The organism is Arthrobacter sp. H14 (assembly GCF_000520495.1).
Lineage (GTDB): Bacteria > Actinomycetota > Actinomycetes > Actinomycetales > Micrococcaceae > Arthrobacter_C.
In genome coordinates this window covers 98,259-101,221 of sequence record NZ_KI914621.1, presented here as the reverse complement: position 1 = coordinate 101,221, position 2,963 = coordinate 98,259, and the positions used below count along the sequence as shown (strand labels likewise).

The 2,963-nt window shown below is 61.8% G+C and carries 3 protein-coding genes; 2 read left to right on the top strand and 1 reads right to left on the bottom strand.

The features are described from left to right. Positions 1-450, top strand: a 450-nt coding sequence (locus Y707_RS29465; protein WP_035780049.1) for a DUF3516 domain-containing protein, incomplete at its 5' end; no start/stop codon positions are given. Between the two features lie 29 nt (positions 451-479). Then, positions 480-1,811 carry an alpha/beta fold hydrolase gene (locus Y707_RS23000; protein ID WP_051441577.1) on the top strand — a complete coding sequence of 444 codons (1,332 nt, stop codon included), beginning with the start codon at positions 480-482 and terminating at the stop codon, positions 1,809-1,811. Positions 1,812-1,843: 32 nt separating this feature from the next. Here Y707_RS23000 and Y707_RS22995 read toward each other — a convergent pair. Continuing rightward, positions 1,844-2,963: MFS transporter (locus tag Y707_RS22995; RefSeq protein ID WP_035780047.1), on the bottom strand; the 1,120-nt coding region annotated here is incomplete at its 5' end.

Below are 2,963 nucleotides of genomic sequence, written 5' to 3'. Positions count from 1 at the left end.
GCAGCAGCCGTCGCCGCTCCCGCAGGACAGGCACGACCGGAGGAACTGGGCGCCCGGCCGCCGGAACCGCCAGGAGTCACCACCAATGTGCGTGCCTTCCGTGTCATGGTGCGCAACGAGATGTTCCGCAGGGTCGAATTGGCGGCATTGGATGACGTCGATGCGCTGGGTGAACTCGACCAGGACGCCGGTTGGAATGCCGACCGGTGGGCCGCTGCGATGGACCTGTATTGGGACGAATACGAAGAACTGGGAACGGGCCCCGGTGCACGGGGCCCTGCCTTGTTGATGATTGAAGAGGGTTCAAGCAGCTGGAAACTGCGGCAGATTTTCGACGACCCTGCCGGAGACCGTGACTGGGGAATCAGCGCCGAAGTGGATTTGGCGGAATCGGACGAACTGGGTACTGCCGCGGTGCGGGTGACCGACGTGGGACCGCTTCGGACTTAGCGCCCGTTGAAGGCGGATATGCTCAAATAATGGCCTCCCCTTCTTCCCACCGCGTCCTCGGTTCCGTAGAGCGAACCGGTATGCGGCTGACCGACCACGTCTTCGAAGTTCCGCTCGACCATGACAATCCTGCTGGCGAACAGCTTGAAATCCACGCACGCGAAATTGCCTCTCCGGCGAAGGTTGAAAAGGGAGCGGATCCGGATCCAGCGCCATGGCTGGTCTTCTTCCAGGGCGGTCCCGGAATGGCGGCAAACCGCCCACTCGAGCTGGGTGGCTGGCTGGAAGAGGCGCTCAAGACGTTCCGGGTCCTGCTTCTCGACCAGCGTGGCACCGGCCGCTCAGCTCCCATCAACCGGCAGACGCTTCCGCTCCGCGGCGGGACGCGTGAGCAGGCCAATTACCTACGTCATTTCCGGGCCGACTCCATCGTTGCTGACGCGGAGCTCATCCGCCGGCGTCTCGGCGTCGAGCAATGGAGCATTCTTGGACAAAGTTTCGGAGGCTTTTGTGCGCTGAGCTATCTTTCAACCGCTCCCGGGAGCCTGCGCGAGGCTTTGATCACCGGCGGTCTCGGACCGGTCACCGGGTCAATTGAGGATGTCTATCGGGCCACATACACACGGGTAAAAGCCCGGAACGAGGAATTCTACGGTTGGTATCCGCAGGACCGGGAGATGGCGCGGCAGGTAGCCGAACACCTCCTGGCTGTTCCTGAATACCTGCCCACCGGAGAACGCTTGACCGTGCATAGGTTTCAAATGCTCGGCAATTTACTCGGTGGCAATTCACGCGTACACCAGCTGCATTTTCTTCTCGAAGACCCCTTCGTGACCACTGTGGATGGAAAAAGGCTCTCCGATGGATTTCTGGAGCAGGTTGGCTCCGTTGTCAGTTATGCGGCGAATCCGCTCTACGCCGTGATGCACGAGTCCATCTACTCCCAAGGTCGAGCAACGGGGTGGGCGGCCGATCGCGTGCTCGCAGAGCGGCCGGATTTCAACACTGCGGCTGATCCGTTGTTGTTTACCGGAGAAATGATCCATCCGTGGTACTTCGAAGAAGATCCGGCATTGATTCCCTTGGCTGCCGTGGCCGACAAGGTGTCGAAGATTGACGACTGGGGACAGCTGTACGACTTGGACCAGCTTGCCCGTAACGAAGTTCCCGCAGCGGCCGCCGTCTACCTGGACGATATTTTCGTGGCCCATGAACTCTCACTGCAGACTGCCGGCAGAGTGGCAGGACTACGGATTTGGGAAACGGGCGATTACCATCACGATGGGCTGCGGCAGGACGGGGCGGCTGTCTTCGCCCGATTGCTCAACCTATGCCGCCAGGAGAGAGCTGAGCGGGTGTAGTTGGCGTTCGCACGGCGGAGTTTTTTAGTCGGTCAAACTGCGTAATCAGTGACGGAGACTCGCCGCCGGAGGAGTGCGGCCACGACGAGGAAACCGACGAAGGCGGCCAACGCACCGGACACCAGTGTCAATCCAGTAAATCCAATCAGGCTCAAAATGACACCGGACACCGCTCCTCCCACCGCTCCCGCTGCGCTCATCATCATGTCGGACAAACCCTGGACAACGACCTTTTGGTCTGGCGCTACGCTTTCGGCCAGCAGGGTGGAACCGGCAATTGTCACGGCGGACCAGCCAAGCCCCAACGCAACCAGTCCTGCCGCCACTGTCCATTGACTCTGGTAGCCGAAACCGGCCAAGGCGGCAGCGACCACCAGCAGGATCTGCCCCAGCAGCATGGTGCGCCGGCGTCCAAATCTGTCGGCCAACGACCCCATAACCGGCGACAACGCATACATGCCGGCAATGTGAAGCGAGATCGTGAAACCAATAATGGCAAACTCATCCGTGGCAAGAATGGCCGTCCCGGTCTCCGCTGCACCGGCTGCCCCCTCCACACTGCCCGTGCTTTCATGGGCTGCGCCGAGCTGCTGAAGGTGAAGTGGAGTCATCGACATCACGGCGACCATCACAGCGTGTGCCGCGACGATGGCGCCAAATGCCAGCCGCGCCGGCCTGGAAGCCCGGACGGCGCCAAGTCCCGCCCGCAGCGACGTTCGTCCTGCCGCTGGCGCTGCTGAACCGGATTTTCCGCGCACACGGTCTTCATCCTCCCAGACCCTTGCCGTGAGCAATGGGTCCGGGCGCAGTCCAAAACCCAGCAGCATTGACGCTACGGCCAGTGCGCCTGCAGCGATAACAAACGGGCCGGCGATTTCCGGCAAACCCAGCCACCTGCCGACGACGGCTCCTGGCTCGATGAGATTCGGTCCGGCTACCGCCCCAACCGTAATGGCCCAGACGACGATGGAAAGGTCGCGTCCGCGGTGTGCTGAACCGGCCAGATCCACCGCTGCGAACCTGGCCTGCAGATTCGCAGCGGCGCCAACACCTATCAAAGCCGTTCCGGTCAGCAGGACGGTCAGCGAACCGAGGACCGTTGAGGCTACGACCAACAGGGCGCCGGCCATAGCTGCCAACATTCCGGCTAGA

What these genes read in the sequence shown, in the direction of transcription:
- Y707_RS23000 (WP_051441577.1), top strand. Translation starts at nt 480, where the DNA reads ATGGCCTCCCCTTCTTCCCACCGCGTCCTCGGTTCCGTAGAGCGAACC.